Annotated in this window: 23 protein-coding genes; 15 read left to right on the top strand and 8 right to left on the bottom strand. The window is 55.5% G+C overall.

What is annotated here, in order from left to right; all coding sequences use genetic code 11:
* Positions 1 to 133: 133 nt before the first annotated feature.
* Positions 134 to 1819 (bottom strand): aspartate:alanine antiporter, encoded by a 1686-nt coding sequence (locus ACOT0L_RS10790; RefSeq protein WP_001024855.1) that lies wholly within the window; start codon positions 1817 to 1819, stop codon positions 134 to 136.
* A 274-nt stretch (positions 1820 to 2093) separates the two neighbouring features.
* Here ACOT0L_RS10790 and ACOT0L_RS10785 point away from each other — a divergent pair, with 274 nt between their 5' ends.
* Positions 2094 to 2468: an inner membrane protein YbjM gene (locus ACOT0L_RS10785; protein ID WP_022647569.1), complete on the top strand. Its 375-nt coding sequence runs from the start codon at positions 2094 to 2096 to the stop codon at positions 2466 to 2468.
* Between the two features lie 30 nt (positions 2469 to 2498).
* On the opposite strand, the gene ACOT0L_RS10780 is transcribed toward ACOT0L_RS10785, so the two are convergent.
* On the bottom strand, positions 2499 to 2768 hold the full coding sequence (locus ACOT0L_RS10780; protein ID WP_014169305.1) for a GrxA family glutaredoxin: 270 nt from the start codon (positions 2766 to 2768) through the stop codon (positions 2499 to 2501).
* A gap of 185 nt (positions 2769 to 2953) precedes the next feature.
* Between ACOT0L_RS10780 and nfsA the strand changes: the two genes are divergently transcribed.
* The 11 genes from nfsA to ACOT0L_RS10725 all read left to right on the top strand — a co-directional run bounded on the left by nfsA (position 2954) and on the right by ACOT0L_RS10725 (position 13669).
* Positions 2954 to 3676 (top strand): nitroreductase NfsA, encoded by a 723-nt coding sequence (nfsA, locus tag ACOT0L_RS10775; RefSeq protein ID WP_023299683.1) that lies wholly within the window; start codon positions 2954 to 2956, stop codon positions 3674 to 3676.
* A 64-nt stretch (positions 3677 to 3740) separates the two neighbouring features.
* Entirely contained in the window at positions 3741 to 4643 is a 903-nt protein-coding gene (gene rimK, locus ACOT0L_RS10770) for a 30S ribosomal protein S6--L-glutamate ligase (protein ID WP_126503637.1), read from the top strand.
* 63 nt (positions 4644 to 4706) lie between these two features.
* Positions 4707 to 5183, top strand: a complete 477-nt coding sequence (locus tag ACOT0L_RS10765) for a YbjN domain-containing protein (protein WP_022647571.1) — start codon at positions 4707 to 4709, stop codon at positions 5181 to 5183.
* A gap of 350 nt (positions 5184 to 5533) precedes the next feature.
* Entirely contained in the window at positions 5534 to 6646 is a 1113-nt protein-coding gene (potF, locus tag ACOT0L_RS10760; RefSeq protein WP_022647572.1) for a spermidine/putrescine ABC transporter substrate-binding protein PotF, read from the top strand.
* Positions 6647 to 6789: 143 nt separating this feature from the next.
* On the top strand, positions 6790 to 7923 hold the full coding sequence (potG, locus tag ACOT0L_RS10755) for a putrescine ABC transporter ATP-binding subunit PotG (RefSeq protein WP_017693732.1): 1134 nt from the start codon (positions 6790 to 6792) through the stop codon (positions 7921 to 7923).
* Positions 7924 to 7932: 9 nt separating this feature from the next.
* The gene (potH, locus tag ACOT0L_RS10750; protein WP_022647573.1) at positions 7933 to 8886 is read left to right on the top strand and encodes a putrescine ABC transporter permease PotH; all 954 of its coding nucleotides are present in this window, start codon (positions 7933 to 7935) and stop codon (positions 8884 to 8886) included.
* Positions 8883 to 9728: a putrescine ABC transporter permease PotI gene (gene potI, locus ACOT0L_RS10745; RefSeq protein WP_022647574.1), complete on the top strand. Its 846-nt coding sequence runs from the start codon at positions 8883 to 8885 to the stop codon at positions 9726 to 9728. The genes potH and potI overlap by 4 nt, the downstream gene beginning before the upstream one ends.
* A gap of 42 nt (positions 9729 to 9770) precedes the next feature.
* Positions 9771 to 10268, top strand: coding sequence for a YbjO family protein (locus ACOT0L_RS10740; protein ID WP_087878582.1), 498 nt, complete (start codon positions 9771 to 9773; stop codon positions 10266 to 10268).
* A gap of 40 nt (positions 10269 to 10308) precedes the next feature.
* Positions 10309 to 11436 carry a 23S rRNA (uracil(747)-C(5))-methyltransferase RlmC gene (rlmC, locus tag ACOT0L_RS10735; protein WP_126503639.1) on the top strand — a complete coding sequence of 376 codons (1128 nt, stop codon included), beginning with the start codon at positions 10309 to 10311 and terminating at the stop codon, positions 11434 to 11436.
* A gap of 72 nt (positions 11437 to 11508) precedes the next feature.
* Entirely contained in the window at positions 11509 to 12216 is a 708-nt protein-coding gene (locus tag ACOT0L_RS10730; protein WP_038417008.1) for a response regulator transcription factor, read from the top strand.
* Entirely contained in the window at positions 12200 to 13669 is a 1470-nt protein-coding gene (locus ACOT0L_RS10725) for a sensor histidine kinase (protein ID WP_032624570.1), read from the top strand. Before ACOT0L_RS10730 ends, ACOT0L_RS10725 begins: the two co-directional genes overlap by 17 nt.
* Positions 13670 to 13744: 75 nt before the next feature.
* On the opposite strand, the gene artJ is transcribed toward ACOT0L_RS10725, so the two are convergent.
* The 6 genes from artJ to ACOT0L_RS10695 all read right to left on the bottom strand — a co-directional run bounded on the left by artJ (position 13745) and on the right by ACOT0L_RS10695 (position 18264).
* Positions 13745 to 14476: an arginine ABC transporter substrate-binding protein ArtJ gene (gene artJ, locus ACOT0L_RS10720; protein ID WP_126503641.1), complete on the bottom strand. Its 732-nt coding sequence runs from the start codon at positions 14474 to 14476 to the stop codon at positions 13745 to 13747.
* 173 nt (positions 14477 to 14649) lie between these two features.
* Positions 14650 to 15318 (bottom strand): arginine ABC transporter permease ArtM, encoded by a 669-nt coding sequence (gene artM, locus ACOT0L_RS10715; RefSeq protein ID WP_022647579.1) that lies wholly within the window; start codon positions 15316 to 15318, stop codon positions 14650 to 14652.
* Positions 15318 to 16034 (bottom strand): arginine ABC transporter permease ArtQ, encoded by a 717-nt coding sequence (gene artQ, locus ACOT0L_RS10710; RefSeq protein WP_003858367.1) that lies wholly within the window; start codon positions 16032 to 16034, stop codon positions 15318 to 15320. Before artQ ends, artM begins: the two co-directional genes overlap by 1 nt.
* Before the next feature lie 6 nt (positions 16035 to 16040).
* Positions 16041 to 16772 (bottom strand): arginine ABC transporter substrate-binding protein ArtI, encoded by a 732-nt coding sequence (gene artI / locus ACOT0L_RS10705; RefSeq protein ID WP_006174322.1) that lies wholly within the window; start codon positions 16770 to 16772, stop codon positions 16041 to 16043.
* An 18-nt stretch (positions 16773 to 16790) separates the two neighbouring features.
* A complete protein-coding gene (gene artP / locus ACOT0L_RS10700; protein WP_006809439.1) occupies positions 16791 to 17519 on the bottom strand; it encodes an arginine ABC transporter ATP-binding protein ArtP in 729 nt (242 codons plus the stop codon).
* 226 nt (positions 17520 to 17745) lie between these two features.
* Positions 17746 to 18264 carry a lipoprotein gene (locus ACOT0L_RS10695; protein WP_126503645.1) on the bottom strand — a complete coding sequence of 173 codons (519 nt, stop codon included), beginning with the start codon at positions 18262 to 18264 and terminating at the stop codon, positions 17746 to 17748.
* 97 nt (positions 18265 to 18361) lie between these two features.
* Here ACOT0L_RS10695 and ACOT0L_RS10690 point away from each other — a divergent pair, with 97 nt between their 5' ends.
* From ACOT0L_RS10690 to ACOT0L_RS10680, 3 genes are all read left to right on the top strand, one after another.
* The gene (locus ACOT0L_RS10690) at positions 18362 to 18685 is read left to right on the top strand and encodes a heavy metal-binding domain-containing protein (protein ID WP_003858361.1); all 324 of its coding nucleotides are present in this window, start codon (positions 18362 to 18364) and stop codon (positions 18683 to 18685) included.
* The gene (locus tag ACOT0L_RS10685; protein WP_046618480.1) at positions 18682 to 19512 is read left to right on the top strand and encodes an N-acetylmuramoyl-L-alanine amidase; all 831 of its coding nucleotides are present in this window, start codon (positions 18682 to 18684) and stop codon (positions 19510 to 19512) included. The genes ACOT0L_RS10690 and ACOT0L_RS10685 overlap by 4 nt, the downstream gene beginning before the upstream one ends.
* A gap of 261 nt (positions 19513 to 19773) precedes the next feature.
* A complete protein-coding gene (locus ACOT0L_RS10680; protein ID WP_022647582.1) occupies positions 19774 to 20397 on the top strand; it encodes a helix-turn-helix domain-containing protein in 624 nt (207 codons plus the stop codon).
* Positions 20398 to 20400: the final 3 nt, after the last annotated feature.

Raw genomic sequence — 20400 nt, 5'->3', positions numbered from 1 at the left:
CAAAACGGCGGGGTTGATGGGCTCCACAAATTGGGGACATCAAAGAAAAGCAGTGGCAATAGTTATGACTGTGACCTGTGTAAAAAGTTCTGCGCGTAACGAAAATTTTTTCAGCCACGCGCAAACTTGAGATTTATCCGAGTCCTGGCCAGATAATGATGATCAGCGTACCTGCCAGCGTCAGCAGCACGTTTGCGATGGCGTAGGTGCCTGCATAGCCCAGCGCCGGGATGTTGCTGCGCGCGGTGTCGCTGATGATCTCCATTGCCGGTGCGCAGGTGCGCGCGCCCATCATCGCGCCGAAGAGCAGGGCGCGGTTCATGCGGAGCACGTAGGCGCCGAACAGGAAGCAGATGACTACCGGTACCAGGCTGACGATAAGTCCGGAAACCAACATTTGCCAGCCGACCGCACCCAGGCCATTGCCAATGCCGCTCCCGGCGCTTAAGCCGACACCCGCCATAAAGACCATCAGACCGAACTCTTTCACCATGTTCAGCGCTCCCTGAGGGATGTAGCCGAAGGTGGGATGGTTCGCTCGCAGGAAGCCCAGCATGATCCCGGCGAACAGCAGACCGGCAGCGTTACCGATGCCGAAGCTAAAGTTACTGAACTGGAAGGTGATCATTCCGATCATCAGGCCAACAATGAAGAAGGCGCAGAAGGCTAACAGGTCCGTCACCTGACTGTGAATCGAGATAAAGCCGATACGGTCGGCAACGGTTTTAACACGTCGGGCATCGCCGCTGACCTGCAACACATCGCCTTTATTAAGCACCACGTTATCGTCGATAGGCATTTCAATCTGGCTGCGGATCACGCGGTTGAGGAAACAGCCGTGGTCGGTCAGCTTCAACTGCGCCAGACGGCGGCCCACGGCGTTGTGGTTCTTCACCACAATCTCTTCGGTGACGATACGCATGTCCAGCAGGTCGCGGTCGAACACTTCTTTCCCGTTGCGGAAGCTCGGATCGAGACGCGCGTGGGCGTCCGGGTAACCAACCAGAGCGATGTCATCGCCCATCTGGAGCACCGCGTCACCGTCCGGGTTTGCCAGAATGCCGTTACGACGGATACGTTCGATGTAGCAGCCGGTCTGACGGTAAATCCCCAGCTCGCGCAGGTTTTTCCCGTCGGTCCAGGCAACCAGCTCTGGCCCGACGCGGTAGGCGCGGATCACCGGCAGGTAAACTTTACGTTTGGAGTCCGTATCCAGACCACGCTCTCGGGCAATGGTTTGGGCGCTGGTCTGGAGATCCTGATGCTGAAGTTTTGGCAGATAGCGCGCGCCAACAATCAGGCTCACCAGACCAATCAGATAGGTCAGGGCATAGCCCAGGCTCAGGTTATCCAGTGCGGCGGAAAGCTGGGTGCCTGCCATGCCAGAATGACGAAGCGTATCCCCCGCGCCAACAAGCACCGGCGTGGAGGTCATCGAGCCTGCCAGCATACCGGCCGTTAAGCCGATGTCCCAGCCAAACAGTTTGCCCAGCCCTAACGCAATCAGCAGGGCGCTGCCGACCATCACCAGCGCCAGCATCAGATAATTTTTGCCGTCTCGGAAGAAAATGGAAAAAAAGTTCGGACCGGCTTCCACGCCAACGCAGAAAATAAACAGCATGAAACCTAAGTTAAGCGCGTCCGTGTTAATACTGAAATGTTGCTGACCTAATAACAGGGAGACGACTAAAACGCCAATGGAATTACCAAGTTGAACTGAACCCAGGCGCAATTTACCCAGACAAAGGCCCAGTGCCAGTACCACAAATAATAACAGGATGTAATTCCCATTTAACAAGTCTGCGACGTTTATATTCACGGAGGCTAACTTCTTGTTTACCAGTAAGTTGTTGAATGAAAGGACTATTTGGGCTACTGTTTTCAGAGTCAGGGAATCACTTTGCACCTCCCTGCTTCCTGATAAATACCCTAAACACTAGCAGGCGGTTAGTTTAATCGTAATAGCTACCGACAGCCACCTATTATCGCACGACTTGTGTGCGTGCTTTGGCAAGGATTGCCGCAATGCTTTATCTGACTGGGCGTCCACCGGACGATTTTTGTATTTGATAGAGATAAGTCAGGAGGATAGTTTGAACTTTAAACGAAACTGGGTTGGCGTAATCAGCTGCTTTTTGCTGTTTACGGTCGTTTGCATGTCGCTTGCTTTTAATGTGAAGGGCGCCTTCAGAGCGTCCGGTCATCCCGAGCTGGGCCTGTTGTTCTTTATCCTGCCGGGAGTAGTGGCCAGTTTTCTCTCGCGCCAAGGCGAGGTGGTAATGCCGCTGCTGGGGGCCATCCTTGCGGCGCCCCTCTGCCTGCTTCTGATGCGCGTGCTGTTTCTCTCGTCGAGAAGCGTCTGGCAGGAAGTGGCGTGGCTACTAAGTGGCGTTTTCTGGTGTGCGCTGGGGGCGCTCTGTTTCTTATTTATGCGCAGCCTGCTGCAACAGCGGAAGCATCATAAATAAAAACGCCCTCAGGGTGAGGGCGTCTTAGCATTACTGAGCGGCAAACAGGCCCAGGTGCTCTTTGGCGTACGCTTCGAAATCGGTGCAGCCGCCGATGTGTTTCTGATCGAGGAAGATTTGCGGCACGGTTTCAACCGGTTTACCCACGGTTTTTTCCAGATCGGCTTTGCTGATGCCTTCCGCGTGGATATCCACGTAACGGAAGTTGAAATCATCACGTTCTTCAGTCAGTTTCTCAGCCAGCTCTTTCGCGCGCACACAGTAAGGGCATCCTGGACGACCAAAAATTACTGCAAACATTTCTCTCTCCTCAAAAAACAAGCCTGACGGCGAATAATCCCTATAGTGCACGATAACCTGCCGTCATGGAAAGAAGGTTTCACCTGTCACTTTGATACAGTCAGGCTATGTTTCGCCAATTACATCAGGTGGATCATTGCCTATACTGGCTGCCATATGTTTTACGCAATACAAAGAGAGACAAAATGACGCCAACCATTGACCTGCTTCGTTCCCACCGTTCCATTCGCCATTTCACCGATGAGCCGATCACCCAGGCGCAGCGGGACGCGATCATCGACAGCGCAAGAGGCACCTCCAGCTCCAGCTTTTTGCAGTGCAGCTCCATTATCCGCATCACCGATCCGGCGATGCGTGAACAGCTGGTAACGCTGACGGGCGGACAAAAGCACGTTGCCCAGGCGGCTGAGTTCTGGGTGTTCTGCGCCGATTTTAACCGTCACCTGCAAATCTGTCCTGAGGCGGAGCTGGGGCTGGCGGAACAGCTGCTGCTGGGCGTGGTGGATACGGCATTGATGGCGCAAAACGCGTTCACGGCGGCGGAATCGCTGGGGCTTGGCGGCGTCTATATCGGCGGGCTGCGTAATAACATCGAAAGCGTGACGCAACTGCTGAAGCTGCCGAAACACGTGTTGCCGCTGTTTGGTCTGTGCCTCGGCTGGCCGGCGGATAACCCGGATCTGAAGCCGCGTATTCCTGCTGCGATGCTGGTGCATGAAAACCACTACCAGCCGGTCGATCAGGACGTTCTGCATCAATACGATGAAGAGCTGGCGAACTACTATCTGACGCGCGACAGCAACAACCGCCGCGATACCTGGAGCGACCATATTCGTCGCACCATCATTAAAGAAAACCGCCCGTTCATTCTTGATTACCTGCACAAACAGGGCTGGGCAACGCGATAGTCCCTTCCTCCTGCGCCTCGTGTATGATAGGCAGGCTTTTCCCATGTCTTTAGAGAGGTGCAGGGTGAAAATTGCCATATTGTCCCGGGATGGAACGCTCTATTCATGTAAACGCCTGCGAGAAGCGGCGGCGAAACGCGGACATCAGGTTGAGATCCTCGATCCGATGTCCTGCTATATGAACATCGACCCTGCGGCGTCGTCGATTCATTACAAAGGCCGCAAACTCCCGCATTTTGATGCGGTAATTCCCCGCATCGGCTCCCAGATCACCTATTACGGCACGGCCGCGCTGCGCCAGTTTGAAATGGTGGGAAGCTATCCGCTCAACGAGTCCGTGGCGATCTCACGCGCCCGCGATAAGCTGCGCTCGCTGCAGTTGCTGGCGCGCCAGGGGATCGATCTGCCCGTCACCGGGATTGCTCACTCCCCGGACGACACCAGCGATTTAATCGACATGGTGGGCGGTGCGCCGCTGGTCATTAAGCTGGTGGAAGGCACGCAGGGTATTGGGGTGGTACTGGCGGAGACGCGTCAGGCGGCGGAAAGCGTGATTGACGCCTTTCGCGGTCTGAATGCCCATATTCTGGTTCAGGAGTATATTAAAGAGGCCAAAGGGTGCGACATCCGCTGCTTTGTGGTGGGCGATGAAGTGGTGGCCGCCATAGAGCGGCAGGCGAAAGAGGGCGACTTCCGCTCTAACCTGCACCGCGGCGGTATCGCGCGGGTGGCCCTTATCAGCGAGCGCGAGCGCGAGATTGCGGTGAAAGCGGCGCAGACGCTGGGCCTGGACGTGGCGGGGGTCGATCTGCTGCGTGCCGACCGCGGGCCGCTGGTGATGGAAGTTAACGCCTCGCCGGGGCTGGAAGGGGTGGAAAAAACCACAGGCGTCGATATTGCAGGTAAAATGATCGCATGGATTGAACGCCATGCGACGCCGGGATTTTGCCTGAAAACGGGCGGTTAAATGGATCGGCGCGCACTTTTTGCGTAAGCTGGACAACGTTTTTATTTAAGAGGCTGCACAGCGATGGATTTACAGGTCGTACCTACACTGGATACGTTACGTCAATGGCTCGATGATGCCGGTATTACTTTTTTCGAATGCGACTCCTGCCAGGCGCTGCATCTGCCTCACATGCAAAATTTCGATGGTATTTTTGATGCCAAAATCGATCTGATTAACGACGTGATCCTGTTCTCGGCGCTGGCTGAAGTGAAGCCTTCAGCGCTGCTTGCACTGGCATCCGATCTTTCAGCGATTAACGCCAGTTCTTTGACGGTGAAAGCGTTTCTCGACATACAGGATGATAATCTGCCGAAGCTGGTGGTTTGCCAGTCTTTATTCTCCGGCGCGGGGCTCTCCTTCAAACAGTTCGCCTGGTTTATGCGCCTGAGCGAAGAGCAAATTTCCATGGTAATGATGGAAGCCAACGCACATCACCTGCTGTATAGCGCGGAAGATGATGCCGAGAATAATGATGCATCTTCCAATTTTCTCCACTAAGCCTGTCTGACTTTTGCGCAGTCGCTACCAGAGCGGCTGCATAACACCGCTTTTTCTGCTGCTTTTAACCTTTCTTTAAAGAATTTTTCACCTCCTCTCGGGCCATTTCGGCTTATCACGTAGACATAATCTGCATAAAAAATTGATAAAAGGCGTTTTTTCGTCTGGGCTATAGCCGGAGACACGGGCTACAGTTATTCTTGCGGTGCTTAAAAAAGCGAGCGGAACCTGCCGGGAAGAGGGGTGTATTTTATTTCGGGCAGAGCGACAAACTATGCATGAATATTGCATATCTTCAGGCTGCACAGTTTTGGTTCGTTTGTTAACGAGCTTTCAGAAGGAATAACAATATGATCGCCTTGAATAAAAAATGGTTATCGGGTCTGGTTGCGGGTGCTCTGATGGCCGTCTCTGCCGGCACGCTCGCTGCGGAACAAAAAACGCTGCACGTCTATAACTGGTCTGACTATATTGCGCCGGACACCGTCGCGAATTTTGAAAAAGAGACCGGCATTAAGGTTGTCTACGACGTATTCGATTCCAACGAAGTACTGGAAGGCAAACTGATGGCGGGCAGTACCGGTTTCGACCTGGTGGTGCCCTCTGCAAGCTTCCTGGAGCGTCAGCTGACCGCCGGTGTCTTCCAGCCGCTGGACAAGAACAAGTTATCGAACTGGAAAAACCTCGATCCGGAAGTGCTGAAGCTGGTGGCGAAGCATGATCCGGACAACAAATACGCCATGCCTTACCTGTGGGCGACCACTGGTATTGGCTTTAACGTGGATAAAGTCAAAGCGGCGCTGGGCCCGGACGTCAAACTGGACAGCTGGGACGTGGTGCTGAAGCCGGAAAATCTCGAGAAGCTGAAAAGCTGCGGCGTCTCTTTCCTCGATGCGCCGGAAGAGATTTTCGCCACCGTGCTTAACTATCTCGGCAAAGATCCAAACAGCAGCAAGGCCGACGACTACACCGGTCCGGCGACCGACCTGCTATTGAAGCTGCGTCCGAATATTCGCTACTTCCACTCCTCTCAGTACATCAACGACCTGGCTAACGGGGATATCTGCGTGGCCATTGGCTGGGCGGGTGACGTCTGGCAGGCAGCGAACCGTGCGAAAGAGGCGAAAAACGGTGTGAATGTTTCCTACTTCATTCCGAAGGAGGGGGCGCTGGCGTTCTTCGACGTCTTCGCGATGCCGGCTGATGCGAAAAACAAAGAGGAAGCGTATCAGTTCCTCAACTACCTGATGCGTCCGGAAGTGATTGCCCACATCAGCGACCACGTCTACTACGCCAACGGTAACAAGGCCTCCGTGCCGCTGGTGAGCGAAGAAATCCGCAATAATCCGGCGATCTACCCGCCAGCCGATGTGTTTGCCAAGCTCTTCACCCTGAAAGTGCAGGAACCGAAAATTGACCGTGTGCGTACCCGCGCGTGGACCAAGGTGAAAAGCGGTAAGTAACGGCGTTTGATATCGTTGCCCGGTGGCGCTGTCGCTTACCGGGCCGACAAATCCCGTAGGCCGGGCAAGCGTTAGCGCCGCCCGGCGATGCGCACCCTGACGGTGCGTTTGCACCAGTGTTGATCTATGCCGGAGAGCACCCCGTGAATGACGCGATCCCCCGCCCGCAGGCGAAAGTCCGTAAAGCGCTGACCCCGCTTCTTGAAATTCGAAACCTCACCAAATCCTTCGACGGCCAGCATGCCGTGGACGATGTCAGCCTGACGATCTACAAAGGTGAAATTTTTGCTTTGCTCGGCGCATCCGGCTGCGGTAAATCGACCCTGCTGCGTATGCTGGCCGGGTTTGAACAACCTACCGCCGGGCAGATCGTGCTGGATGGGGTAGACCTCTCCAGCGTGCCGCCGTACCAGCGGCCCATTAACATGATGTTCCAGTCCTATGCCCTGTTCCCGCACATGACCGTCGAGCAGAACATCGCCTTCGGCCTGAAGCAGGACAAACTGCCGAAAGCCGAAATCACCGCGCGCGTGGCGGAGATGCTGAGCCTGGTGCACATGCAGGAGTTCGCGAAGCGTAAGCCGCATCAGCTTTCCGGCGGCCAGCGTCAGCGCGTGGCGCTGGCAAGAAGTCTGGCCAAACGGCCGAAATTACTCCTGCTCGACGAGCCGATGGGCGCGCTGGATAAAAAGCTGCGCGACCGGATGCAGCTGGAAGTGGTGGATATCCTTGAGCGCGTAGGGGTGACCTGCGTGATGGTGACGCACGACCAGGAAGAGGCGATGACCATGGCCGGGCGCATTGCGATCATGAATCGCGGTAAGTTCGTGCAGATAGGCGAGCCGGAGGAGATTTACGAACACCCGACAACCCGCTACAGCGCGGAGTTCATCGGCTCGGTAAACGTCTTCGAAGGGCTGTTGAAGGAACGCCAGGACGACGGTCTGGTGATTGAATCGCCGGGGCTGGTGCACCCGCTTAAGGTTGATTCTGATAATTCCGTGGTGGACAACGTGCCGGTTTACGTTGCCCTGCGCCCGGAAAAAATCATGCTTTGCGATGAGCCGCCCGCCGATGGCTATAACTTTGCCGTGGGCGAAGTGGTACACATCGCCTATCTCGGCGATCTGTCGATTTACCATGTCCGCCTGAAAAGCGGCCAGATGCTCAGCGCCCAGTTACAGAACGAACACCGGTATCGCAAGGGACAGCCAACCTGGGGCGACGAAGTGAGCCTGTGCTGGGATGCGGACAGTTGCGTAGTCCTGACGGTATAAGGAGCGGTCATGAGCACACTTGAACCTCCAGCCCGCGTCAAAAAACCGGGCGGTTTCTCGCACTGGCTGGCGCGCGTGCAGATGGCGCATGGCCGCAAGCTGGTCATCGCCATGCCCTATATCTGGCTGATCCTGCTGTTTCTGCTGCCGTTCCTGATCGTCTTTAAGATCAGCCTGGCGGAGATGGCGCGGGCGATCCCGCCGTATACCGATCTGTGGGAGTGGGCCGACGGGCAGCTGACGCTGACCTTAAATCTTGGGAATTTCCTGCAACTGACTGAGGATCCGCTCTATTTCGAAGCCTATTTACAGTCGTTACAGGTTGCGGCGATCTCAACGATCTGCTGCTTGTTGATGGGCTACCCGCTGGCGTGGGCAGTGGCGCACAGCAAGCCGTCGACGCGAAATATTTTACTGCTGTTGGTCATTTTACCGTCGTGGACATCTTTCCTGATCCGCGTGTACGCGTGGATGGGGATCCTGAAGAATAACGGCATACTGAATAACTTCCTGCTGTGGCTTGGGGTGATCGACCAGCCGCTGACGATCCTGCATACCAACCTTGCGGTGTATATCGGGATTGTCTATGCCTATCTGCCGTTTATGGTGCTGCCAATCTATACGGCGCTGACGCGAATCGATTACTCGCTGGTGGAAGCCTCGCTGGATCTCGGCGCACGCCCGTTGAAGACGTTCTTCAGCGTCATTGTGCCGCTCACAAAAGGCGGGATCATCGCCGGATCGATGCTGGTGTTTATCCCGGCGGTCGGGGAGTTTGTGATCCCCGAACTGCTCGGCGGGCCGGACAGCATCATGATTGGCCGCGTGCTGTGGCAGGAGTTTTTCAATAACCGCGACTGGCCGGTGGCCTCGGCGGTGGCGATTGTCATGTTACTGCTGCTGATCGTGCCGATCATGTGGTTCCACAAACATCAGCAGAAACAGATGGGAGACCACGGATGAACAACTTACCGGTAGTACGCTCCCCGTGGCGAATTCTGATCCTGATTATCGGCTTTACCTTCCTGTACGCGCCTATGCTGATGCTGGTGATCTACTCGTTCAACAGCTCTAAGCTGGTCACCGTCTGGGCGGGCTGGTCGACGCGCTGGTACAGCGAGCTGTTCCACGATGATGCGATGATGAGTGCGGTGGGGCTGAGCCTGACCATTGCGGCGCTGGCGGCGACGATGGCCTGCGTGCTGGGCACGATTGCCGCGCTGGTGATGGTGCGCTTCGGCCGTTTTCGCGGAGCAAATGGTTTTGCGTTTATGATCACCGCCCCGCTGGTCATGCCGGACGTCATCACCGGTCTGTCGCTGCTCCTGCTGTTTGTCGCGCTGGCGCACGCCATCGGCTGGCCAGCGGATCGCGGGATGCTCACCATCTGGCTGGCGCACGTCACCTTCTGTACGGCGTATGTGGCGGTGGTCATCTCCTCGCGGCTGCGCGAGCTGGATCGCTCCATTGAAGAGGCGGCGATGGATCTCGGCGCCACGCCGCTGAAGGTCTTTTTCATCATTACGCTGCCGATGATTATGCCGGCGGTGATCTCCGGCTGGCTGCTGGCGTTCACGCTCTCGCTCGACGATCTGGTTATCGCCAGCTTTGTGTCGGGGCCGGGCGCGACGACGCTGCCGATGCTGGTCTTCTCCAGCGTGCGCATGGGGGTGAATCCGGAGATTAATGCCCTGGCCTCCATCATCCTCGGCGTGGTCGGAATTGTCGGATTTATCGCCTGGTATTTGATGGCGCGCGCGGAAAAGCAGCGCGTGCGCGATATCCAGCGTGCAAGACGCGGCTGAAGGAATTATTATTTCCAGTGATGTGCCGCGTATGACGCGGCACTGTTTTTCAGGGAAGTAAAAACATTGGGATTCTTGCAAAAAACACGTCATTCGCACGCCCGTCCGAACGTCCCTGCGCTGGTGCAGGTGGCGGCGCTCGCCATTATTATGATCCGCTGCCTGGATGTGCTGATGATTATGAACACGCTGGGCCCGCGAGGCATGGGGGAGTTCATTCACCGCAGCGCGCAGACGTGGAATCTGACGCTGGTGTTTCTCAGCAGCCTGATGCTGGTGTTTATTGAGATCTACTGTGCGTTCTCGCTGGTAAAGGGGCGCAACTGGGCGCGCTGGGTATATTTTCTTACGCAGATCACCGCCGCCAGCTATCTGTGGGCCGCCTCGCTGGGCTATGGCTATCCGGAGCTGTTCAGCATACCCGGCGGCTCCCGCCGCGAGATTTTCCATTCCTTAGTGATGCAAAAATTGCCGGACATGCTGGTGCTCTGCCTGCTCTATGTTCCCGCCTCCAGTCGGCGGTTCTTCCGCCTGCAATAATGTGTATAATCGCAGCCCTCGTGATTCTTAAGGTTTTCATATGCAGTGCGCACTCTATGACGCCGGACGCTGCCGCTCCTGTCAGTGGATAGAACAGCCGGTCCCTCAACAACTCACCGCCAAAATGGCCGACCTGCAACAGCTGCTGGCAGCACACGCGGTGGGCGAGTGGTGCGCACCCGTCAGCGGGCCGGAGCAGGGCTTTCGTAATAAAGCCAAAATGGTGGTCAGCGGCAGCGTCGAAAAGCCGCTGCTGGGCATGCTGCACCGTGACGGCACGCCCGTCGATCTCACCGGCTGTCCGCTGTATCCCGCCTCGTTTGAGCCGGTGTTTACCGCCCTGAAACCCTTTATCGCCCGCGCGGGGTTAACGCCCTATAACGTTGCCCGCAGGCGCGGCGAGCTTAAGTACCTTCTGCTGACTGAAAGCCAAATCGACGGCGGGATGATGCTGCGCTTTGTGCTGCGTTCGGAAACCAAACTGGAGCAGCTTCGCGCGGTGTTGCCGTGGCTGCAGGAACAGCTTCCGCAGCTCAAGGTCATTACCGCTAATATTCAGCCGGTGCATATGGCGATCATGGAAGGAGAGAAAGAGATTTTCTTCACCGAACAGCATGCGCTGGCGGAGAATTTCAACGGCGTGCCGCTGTGGATCCGTCCGCAAAGCTTCTTCCAGACTAACCCCACCGTCGCCAGCGCGCTGTACGCGACCGCGCGCGACTGGGTGCGTGCGTTACAGGTTCATCACATGTGGGATCTGTTCTGCGGCGTCGGCGGCTTTGGCCTGCACTGTGCCACGCCAGACATGCAGCTCACCGGGATTGAAATTTCTGCGGAGGCCATCGCCTGCGCGAAACAGTCCGCCGCGCAGCTGGGGCTGACGAATCTGCACTTCCAGGCGCTGGACTCGACCCGGTTCGCCACCGGCCAGGGCAACGTGCCGGAGCTGGTGTTGGTGAACCCGCCGCGCCGGGGTATCGGCCAGGCGCTCTGCGACTACCTGAGCCAGATGGCGCCGGAGTACATCGTCTACTCCAGCTGTAACGCGCAGACCATGGCGAAGGATATCGCCAGCCTGCCGGGCTACCGCATTGCGCGCGTTCAGCTCTTTGATATGTTCCCGCACACTGCGCATTACGAAGTGCTGACGTTGCTCGTGAAATCTTAAACAAAATGTGAACTCTTCCCCCGCTCGAAATCAGGTAAGCTTACGTCATAACAAATGATTGAAGGCTTACCCATGAAGCAGATCCTGCTGGTAGAAGACGACCACGATATCGCTGCACTCCTGCGTCTTAACCTGGAAGATGAAGGCTACGCCATTACCCACGAGCCGGACGGGGGAAAGGCGTTACTGCTTCTGGAAAAACAGCCGTGGGACGCGGTGATCCTCGATCTGATGCTGCCGAATGTTGATGGTCTGGAGATTTGCCGCCGTATCCGCCAGATGACCCGCTACCTGCCCATTATCATCATTAGCGCCCGCAGCAGTGAAACTGACCGTATTACCGGCCTGGAAACCGGGGCGGATGATTATCTGGCAAAACCTTTCTCGGTGCAGGAGCTGATTGCCCGCATTAAGGCGCTGTTCCGCCGACAGCAGGCGATGGGCCAGGCGCAGACGGACGGCATTATTCAGGCGCACGGTCTGACTATCGATCCGCTGGCGCGCACCGTGCGTCTTAACGGTCAACACGTCGATCTCACCCCGCGTGAATTTGAACTGCTCTATTTTTTTGCCCGCCATCCCGGAGAGGTCTTTTCACGGCTGGCATTGCTGGAGCAGGTGTGGGGGTATCAGCACGAAGGCTACGAACACACCGTCAACACCCATATTAACCGCCTGCGCATCAAAATAGAGAAAGATGCCGCCGAGCCGGAGATCGTTCGCACCGTCTGGGGTAAAGGCTACAAATTTGCGGAGCAGAATCATGATGCGTCGCTTTAGCCTGAGCCAGCGCCTGACGCTGCTGTTTACGGTGTTACTGCTGCTCTGCGCCACCGTCGCCTGTGCGGTGCAGCTCTACGTTAGCATGCAGTACGGCAATGCGATGGTGCAGCGTCTCTCAGGCGGGCTGGCGCAGCAGATTGCGCAGCGGGAAGCGATTCTGGATTCGCAGGGCAGGGTGGATCGCAGCGCCTTAAAGCCGCTGTTCGACCGGCTGATGACCTTTAATCCGAGCGTCGAGCTGTATGTTGTCTCGCCTGATGGCGATATCCTGGCCGATGCCGCCCCGCCGGGGCACATTCAGCGGCAAAAAATTGACCTCGCGCCGATACAGAATTTCCTGAGCGGGACGGTGATGCCGGTGTTTGGCGACGATCCCCGAAGCCAGAATAAGAAAGTCTTCAGCGCCACCCCGCTGCGACAGGACGGCGAGCTGAAGGGGTATCTGTACATTATTTTGCAGGGGGAGGAGTCCAACGCGCTGGCGGAGATGGCCTGGCACAAAGCGCTCTGGAGTACGGCGCTGTGGTCGATGCTGCTGGTGGCGCTGTTTGGTCTGCTGGCGGGGCTGCTGCTTTGGTACTGGGTGACGCGCCCGGTTAAACAGCTCACGCTGGACGTGGCCGGGCTGGAGCAGGACAGCATCAGCGCGATTAAGCAGCTGGCGGCCCAGCCGCTCGAGCCTGCCGGCCAGGATGAAGTGGCGATCCTGCGCAATACCTTTATCGAGCTGGCGCGCAAAATCACCTCTCAGTGGGATCGGCTGGCCGACAGCGACCGCCAGCGCCGGGAGTTTATCGCCAACATTTCGCACGACTTACGCACCCCGTTGACGTCGCTGCTGGGTTATCTGGAAACGCTGTCGCTGAAATCCGCCACGCTGTCGCCGCAGGAGCATCAGCAGTACCTCGCTACCGCGCTGCGTCAGGGGCAAAAGGTACGCCATCTGTCGCAGCAGCTGTTCGAGCTGGCGCGTCTTGAGCACGGCGGCATCAAGCCCCAGCGCGAGCGTTTTGCCATGGCTGAACTGATTTCCGACGTGGCGCAGAAGTTTGAACTTACCGCCCGCACGCGCGAGGTGAACCTGCGTATTGATGTGCCGGGGCGATTGCCGCTGGTGAACGCCGACGTGTCGATGATCGAGCGCGTGGTCACTAATCTTCTGGATAACGCCATCCGTCATACGCCGAGCGGCGGAGAAATTCGTCTGGCGGTCTGGCAGGAGAATGAACGACTTCAGGTCGAAGTGGCAGACAATGGTACGGGCGTAGATGCCTCGCTGCGCGACGATTTGTTCCAGCGACCGTCAGCGTTAAATCCTCAGGCGTCGCGGGAGAACCGTGGGGGATTAGGGCTGTTAATCGTGAAGAGAATGCTGGAGCTGCACGGTGGCGGGATCAGGCTGATGGAGTCCGTGAGCGGGGCGCGGTTCAGGTTCTTTGTGCCGCTATGAGAAATTGCCGGGTGGCGCTGCGCTTTCCCGGCCTACAGACCACCCCCGTAGGCCAGACCACCCGGCAAAAAGAGATTACTGCGGGAACCACTGCTCGCTGATTTTCTGGTATGTGCCGTCAGCTTTGATCGCTTTCAGCGCGCCGTTCAGTTTTTCCAGCAGGGCCTTGTTATCCGGACGTACCGCGATGCCGAGGCCGGTACCAAAGTACTGCGGATCGGTCACTTTCTCCGTCGCTGTACCCAGCTGCGGGTTGGTTTTCAGCCACTCATTCACCACCGCGGTGTCGCCAAATACGCCATCGATACGGCCATTTTTCAGGTCGATAATTGCGTTCTGGTAGCTGTCATAGGCCACGGTTTTCACTTCAGGATGCTTGTCCTGGAGATATTTCTGGTGCGTGGTGCCGTTTTCCATGCCGATGCGCTTGCCTTTCAGCTCGTCGAAAGACTTATAAGCCCCTTTCTTCGCAATCACTACCGCAGAGTTCGCGTAGTACGGGTCGGTGAACGCGACCTGCTTGCTGCGCTCTGGGGTGATATCCATGCCGGAGATCACCGCATCGTATTTTTTAAATTTCAGGGACGGGATCAGGCTGTCAAACGCGTGGTTAGTAAAGGTGCAGTCGGCCTGCATCTGCTTGCACAGCGCTTTCGCCAGGTCAATGTCAAAGCCGACGATCTGGTTGCTGGCATCCAGCGATTCAAACGGCGGATAGGTGGCAGAAACGCCAAAATTGATTCTATCTGCGGCGGATGCGCCTGCGGCGAAGGTTGCGAGTAATGCGGCCAGAACTAACTTTTTCATTGTAATGCTCCCGTCTGTCTTATTTATGCGCCGTGTCTGCGGCCTGGATATACAATGCCATCTACTGAATTTATATGCAATAAAAATGATTAGATATTACCTTTGTTGCAAAAAAAAGCGGATAACCCATCAGGTTACCCGCTCAATCAATACCGTTTTATGCATTGGCGTGATTAATTCCTGCGCTCAAACGCCAGCGCCTTACGCTCGATAAGACGCATCATCAGCGTCAGCAGACCGTTGACCACCAGATAGACCAGACCCGCCGCACCGAACACCATCACGTCGTAGGTACGTCCGTACAGCAGCTGCCCGTGGCCCATCACTTCCATCAGGGTGATGGTGTAGGCCAGAGAGGTGCTTTTGAACACCAGAACGACTTCGTTGGAATAGGAAGAGAGCGCACGCTTAAAGGCGTATGGCAACAGGATCGCCAGCGTGTCCTTCTTGCTCATGCCCAGCGCACCGCAGGACTGCCACTGGCCTTCCGGGATCGCGCGGATCGCGCCGTAAAACAGCTGCGTGGTATAGGCCGCGCTGTTCAGTGAGAGAGCTATCAGGGCGCAGAGCCATGGCTCAGAGAGCAAATGCCAGATAACCGGATATTCCTGTAACGACGGGAACTGCCCTGGACCGTAGTAAATCAGGAAGATCTGCACCAGCAGCGGCGTACCGGTAAAGAGCGTAATGTAGCCACGGACAATCCACACCAGCACCGGCGTTTTCAGCGTCAGGACGATGGTGAAGAACAGCGCCAGGATCAGCGCTACGATGATAGACGCAACGGTCAGCGTCAGGCTGGTGTGCAGCCCTTTCATCAGTTCGGGTAAATAATCCAGCATCAGCCTGGTCTCCGTTCAAAACGCGTTGCGCGCAGATCAATACGCTTCAGAACGTACTGGCTCAGCAACGTGATCACCAGGTAGATAGCCGCCGCGACGATGTACCAGGTAAATGGCTCCTGCGTACGGGTGGCGATACTTTTGGTTTGCAGCATTAAATCGTTCACGCTGATCAGGCTCACCAGCGCGGTATCTTTCAGCAGTACCAGCCACTGGTTGCCCAGCCCTGGCAGGGCATGACGCCACATCTGCGGCATCACCAGGCGGAAGAAGATCGCCGCTTTCGACAGGCCCAGCGCCTGACCGGATTCCCACTGTCCCTGCGGTACCGCTTTCAGCGCGCCGCGCAGCGTTTGTGACGCATAGGCCGAATAGAGCAGGGAGAGCGCAATTACGCCGCACAGGAACGGGCTGACGTCGAAGTTCTCAATCTGCATTTGCACCGGGATCTGCGCAAAGCCGAGATTAATCGTAAAGCCGTCCGACAGCGTTAACAGCAGCTGTGAGGAGCCGAAATAGATAAACAGGACCACCAGAATTTCCGGCAGTCCACGCAGCACAGTTACCAGCGCTGAACCGAGCCATGCGACAGGGCGCCACTTAACGGACTCCCACACCGCAAAGAACATCGCCAGTACGAGGCCGATAATCAGTGCACAAACGGCAAGGCCGACGGTCATCCCGGCGGCGCTTGCTAAAGGAAAAATTTCATTCATCAGGAATTACTTCTGGAACCATTTTTTGTAGATGGTTTCGTAGGTGCCGTCTTTCTTCACTTTTTCCAGCGCAGCGTTGAATTTCTGCTGCAGCTCGGTGTTGCCCTGACGTACGGCAATACCCAGACCTGTACCGAAGTAGTCTTTATCTGTCACTTTGTCACCCACGGCGGCCAGCTTGTCGTTCGCTTTCAGCCATTCAGTCACGACAGCCGTGTCCCCGAACACCGCATCGATACGGCCGTTTTGCAGGTCCAGCTTCGCATTCTGGTAGCTGTCATACGGCACGGTGGTGATTTCCGGGTGCTTATCCATGATGAATTTCTGGTGCGTGGTGCCGTTCTGCACGCCGACTTTCTTGCCTTTCAGCAGGTCAACGGAGGCGTATTTACCTTTCTGACCAATGAACAGCGCCGAGTTGTCGTAGTAAGGGGTGGTGAACAGAACCTGCTTTTCACGCTCCGGAGTGATGTCCATACCGGCCATCACGGCGTCGATACGGCGGAACTTCAGGCTTGGGATCAGGCTGTCGAACGCCTGGTTGCTGAAGGTACAGGTCGCGTCGATCTCTTTACACAGGGCATTTGCCAGGTCCACGTCGAAGCCAACAATCTTGTTGTTCGCATCAATGGATTCAAACGGAGGGTAGGACGCTTCAGTGGCGAAACGGATGGTCTGGGCTGCGGTAGCGGAAAGGCTGACGCTAGCAAGCAGCGCGGCAATCAATACTTTTTTCATTATAATTTCCCTAACACATCAGTGTGATAAGTAGTTTTTGAAGGCATCGGTTTGCGGGTTGGTGAAGCAGCTCGCATCACCTTGCTCAACGATATACCCGTTTTCCATGTAGACCACGCGGCTGGCGGTTTTGCGCGCCACTTCCACCTCGTGGGTCACGATGACCTGGGTAATGTTGGTTTCCGCCAGTTCACGAATGATACTCACGATCTGGGCAGTAATTTCCGGGTCCAGCGCCGCGGTTGGTTCGTCGAACAGCAGCACCGCTGGCTCCATCATCAGCGCACGGGCGATCGCCACACGCTGTTGCTGACCACCAGAGAGATGCAGAGGATAACGGTCGCTGTACGGTTTCAGACGCAGACGTTCCAGCAGCTTTTCAGCTCGCGCCATCGCCTGGTCTTTGCTTAAGCCAAGCACGCGGCACGGGGCTTCAATCAGGTTTTGCACCACCGTCAGATGCGGCCAGAGATTATATTGCTGGAAAACCATGCCCACGTTTTGACGCAGTTCACGAATCGCTTTATCAGAAGGGGTTTTCGCGAAGTCAAAATGGTTACCGGCGATGGCCAGCGTTCCCGAACGGGGCATTTCAAGCAGATTTAAAACACGCAGAAGGGAGCTTTTTCCCGCACCGCTTGGGCCGAGCAAAACCAGCGTTTCGCCCTCCGGGCAGCTCAGCGTAATGTCGAACAGCGCCTGGTGTGCGCCGTAGAAGCAGTTAATGCCGTTTAGTTTAATACTCATCGGGGCAGTCTTTACTCATCCAGGCAATCTATAGCAATTGAGGCCGCAGATAGTACCGTTGACAGAATAGTTATGCAATATTTCTGCGTTAAAAGTTAAATATAACCCGTGTTTCCTCTTAAACATAGCACAAAATAGCGACGGGAAAGGGGGGCGAGAATAAATGTCGGCATTCCGCATGAAATGCCGGACATTTTACGGGGTTAACGTTTATTTAACGTATGCGTTAGCGGTTCTCAATCGACTGGCGAAGGGTGCCCGCCGGAGCATGAACGCTGCCGCCAATGTAGCGCACATCATCTATTGCCCAGCACTGGCCTTCACGGATCATCAGCACCTCATCCTGCCAGGTTTGCGTCCCCTGGGTTAGCTTCACGCGCAGAGGAATATTCCGTGCGTCGGTATTCGGAATGGTGGACGCGCTGGCGACGTCGGCGCTGTCCGGCAGCGTGGCGCGGCTGGAGAACGGATCGGATGAAAGCAGCACATTTTGCTGCGGATCGCGCGAGGCGTCATTAAGCAGTTTCGCCAGATTATCGCTCAGGTACGGGCGCAGGGCGGTGAGGTCATTACCGCGATGCTGAATGCGGTAATCATAGAACTGTTGCGCCACGGCGTCCGGGCCGCCCTCAATGCAGGGGCCGCTGCGGGAACCGATATCCTTAAAGGCTGGCGTGACCGGCGTAGTGCAGGCGCTGAGCACCAGCGCGCAGGGCACTAAAAGCGTTAAAGCAGAGTAGCGCATGTTGATTTCCTTATTTATTAACTATCCTTTCAATCATAGCGTAACGAACCGATAATGCAGTTGCTAACGCATTGAACGCTAAAGACGGAGAGGAAGTATGCAATTTTCAACAACACCAACCCTGGAAGGTCAACCCATTACCGAGTACTGCGGCGTGGTCACCGGTGAGGCGATTCTGGGCGCCAACATCTTCCGGGACTTCTTTGCCGGCATTCGGGATATCGTCGGCGGGCGCTCCGGTGCCTACGAGAAAGAACTGCGTAAAGCGCGTGACATTGCGTTTAAGGAGCTGGGCGAGCAGGCCAAAGCGTTGGGCGCGGATGCGGTGGTGGGCATTGATATCGACTACGAAACGGTCGGGAAAGATGCCAGCATGCTGATGGTGAGCGTAAGCGGCACGGCGGTGAAAACCCGTCGATGAAGCGTTCGCTCTCAACCCTCCTGCTGGCATTATTGCTGGCAGGATGCGCCTCGGAAGAGGGCATTGTTGATAAAGGCGCGTACGAACTTGATACGCGCCATCAGGCGCAGGCGGCCTACCCGCGCATAAAGGTGCTGGTGATCCATTACACCGCCGATGATTTCGACACCTCGCTTGCGACCTTGACCGATAAAAACGTCAGCTCTCACTATCTCATCCCCGCAAAGCCCCCAGCTCCGCAGGGCAAACCGCGTATCTGGCAGCTGGTGCCGGAGAGCGAGCTGGCCTGGCATGCAGGTATTAGCTTTTGGCGTGGGACCAACCGCATAAATGATACCTCCGTCGGCATTGAGCTGGAAAACCGCGGCTGGCGGAAAACCGATGGCGTGAAAACCTTTACCCCCTTCGAACCGGGGCAAATTGCGGCGCTGATCCCGCTTGCCAGAGACATCATCGCCCGCTACGACATTAAACCGCAGAACGTTGTGGCCCATTCGGATATCGCCCCGCAGCGTAAAGACGACCCTGGCCCGCAGTTTCCGTGGCGCGAGCTGGCGCAGCAGGGCATCGGAGCCTGGCCCGAACCGGCACGGGTAAATTTTTATATCAACGGGCGACCGCATTATCAGCAGGTTGATACCGCAGCACTGCTCGATCTGCTGGCGCGCTACGGTTACGAGGTGCCAGAAAACAGCACGCCTGCACAGCAAAAACGCATCATCATGGTGTTCCAGATGCATTTCCGTCCGCAGTTATGGAATGGCGTAGCGGATGTTGAAACCATGGCGATTGCCGAAGCACTTTTAGAGAAATACGGGCAGGGGTAAACCTTTGGCTTACCCCCAAATGAGTATATTTCCGCAAGTTTCTATTAGATTAATCCTAAGTACAATCTCATTTCATTTTTAGTTAATTGACTTAAAATTATTCGGATTTAAGATGGACACATAGCACGCTAAGCAATTTAGCGAATAAAAAACTTTACTCTTTTTTTTATTCTTGAGTTTTTCATCAGGAAAATATTTATGGTTCGGTATGAATGCCGTTGCCATGTTTTTTTAAAATCACATCTTAAAACGGGTATAACAATGTTAAGCATCTATGGAAAAAAATTACGTCCGCAACATGAAATGGAAAAGATTATTTCTGCAACCTCATGCGTTGAAGAAAGAACGTTAAAAAAATGGCAGAAGATTTCCACTGCTGATTCCGGTTTAATTCATATTATTGTCAGCGGCGAAGTCGAATTTCGACGTGACTCTGACGAACTGTGCTTGTTCACCGTTACCGGGCAATGCATTTTCGGCCTGTCGTCGATGTATTACAACGCCACCCATATGTACGGCCTTGTTCGGTCGAATACAGTTGTTCGCTCGATCAAGAAAGAGGTCTTCGCCCAGCTGATGACCGAGAAAAACCTGTGGCCTGAACTGACAAAAGTGCTTTCCTGGTACATATGCCTGATGAGCAAGCGCGATGATATTCTGGTCGCTCGCAGCGCATATTCTGTTGTTCGTGAATTTTTATATGAGATCAACGACCTGATTGTACAGCATCAGCGTGATATTAACGTTTATGATTACATTCAGGAATACACTAACCTGGCACGTAGCACCATTATTAAAATCCTCTCCGATCTGAAAAAAGGTCAATATATTGTGGTGGAAAAAGGTCGACTGCTTAACCTCACCGCACTGCCTGAAAAATATTAATGC

Source organism: Enterobacter cloacae complex sp. XAL002 (assembly GCF_049236805.1).
Classification (GTDB): domain Bacteria; phylum Pseudomonadota; class Gammaproteobacteria; order Enterobacterales; family Enterobacteriaceae; genus Enterobacter; species Enterobacter intestinihominis.
Note: the sequence above shows the minus strand (reverse complement) of the source record. Positions and strands in the feature narration are given on the sequence as shown.